Annotated in this window: 1 protein-coding gene and 1 pseudogene; one reads left to right on the top strand and one right to left on the bottom strand. The window is 76.7% G+C overall.

Going from position 1 to position 1,324, the window contains the following annotated elements:
- The coding region (locus G3I42_RS02340; RefSeq protein ID WP_164282187.1) for a PQQ-binding-like beta-propeller repeat protein at positions 1-1,117 on the top strand (1,117 nt) is incomplete at its 5' end.
- Between the two features lie 20 nt (positions 1,118-1,137).
- On the opposite strand, the pseudogene G3I42_RS02335 reads toward G3I42_RS02340, so the two are convergent.
- Positions 1,138-1,324, bottom strand: a pseudogene (locus tag G3I42_RS02335) (hypothetical protein); the annotation flags it as partial.

Below are 1,324 nucleotides of genomic sequence, written 5' to 3'. Positions count from 1 at the left end.
CCGCATGTCGAACGACGTGTGGGGCACGCCGGTGCTCGCCGACGACCTCGTGTACGTGACGTCCTTCGAGGTGCACGCGCTCGACGTGGCCACCGGCCGCCGCCGCTTCAAGACGCGGGACGTCGCCCTCGTCATGGCCGTCGACCAGGGCCGCATCCACGCCTCGGACGGACCCGGCGTGCACGCGCTCGACGCCCGCACGGGCAACGAGATCTGGCGCGCCGCGGCGCCCGGCTGGGTCTACGGGCTCGCCGCCGGGCGCGGCACCGTGCTCACCGCGAGCCGCGGCGGCACCGTGCGCGGCTGGGACGCGGCGAGCGGGGAACGGCTCTGGGAGGCGAGCGGCCTCCAGACCGACTTCGAGACGGCCGAGGCGGCCCCCGTCCTGCACGAGGGCACCGCCTACCTGTGGCAGGACGCCCGGCTGCGCGCCGTCGACGCGCGCACGGGCGCCGAGCGCTGGTCGTACCCGGTCGGCGATGTCAGCGCCTGCGGCGGCGTCCCGCTGCGCATCACGCCCGCGGCGGACGGCAGCGTGTACGTGTGCGCGGGCACCCGCGTCCTCGCGATCGAGGCGCTCGGCGGGCGCGTGCGCTGGCAGTTCGAGGCGCCCGCGATCTTCCTCAGCCCGCCCGCCTTCGCGCCGGGTCCCGCCGTCACGGGCGGTGGTGTGTACGTGGCGGACTACCACGGCGCGGTGTGGGCGCTCGACGCGGAGGACGGCCGCGACCGCTGGCGCATCGCGACCGAGGCCCGCTCCTCGGTCGACCCGGTGCTCGTCGCGGGCGGCCTCGTCCACGTCGCCTCGGGCAACGGCATGTACACCCTCAACGCGGTGCACGGCACGCCCGCCTGGCGCTTCCAGGCGGGCGGCGACATCGTCGGCGCGCCGGTCGCCTCGGGCGATCTGCTGCACTTCGGCTCGGCGGACAACTGCCTCTACACGCTGAGCGCCTCGGGCGGCCAACTGCGCTGGAAGCTCCTCACGGGCGGCGCCGTGACCGGCTCGCCCGTCGTGCGCGGCGGCGTGGTCTACGCGTGCAGCGGCGACCGCTGCGTGTACGCGCTCGACGCGAAGGAGGGAACGGGGACGCAGTCGGCGCAGGGGTGCGGCTGAATCCCCGGTCCGGCCCCGCCTCAGTCCTTCTCGCGCCGGATCGCCGGGATCGTCGGCAGGGGAGTGGTCGGCTCGGGCTCGTGGCTCGCGTACGGGCCCGGGCGGCTCGACCCGTACGCGCCGCTGCCGCCGCCGGGACCGTACGAGGCCGGCGCGCGCCAGTCGTCGGCGTCGGGGCCGTCCTCGTACGGGCCCGCGCTCGCGGGC

Source organism: Streptomyces sp. SID11385, from assembly GCF_010548245.1.
In the GTDB taxonomy this organism is placed as follows: Bacteria; Actinomycetota; Actinomycetes; order Streptomycetales; family Streptomycetaceae; genus Streptomyces.
Note: the sequence above shows the minus strand (reverse complement) of the source record. Positions and strands in the feature narration are given on the sequence as shown.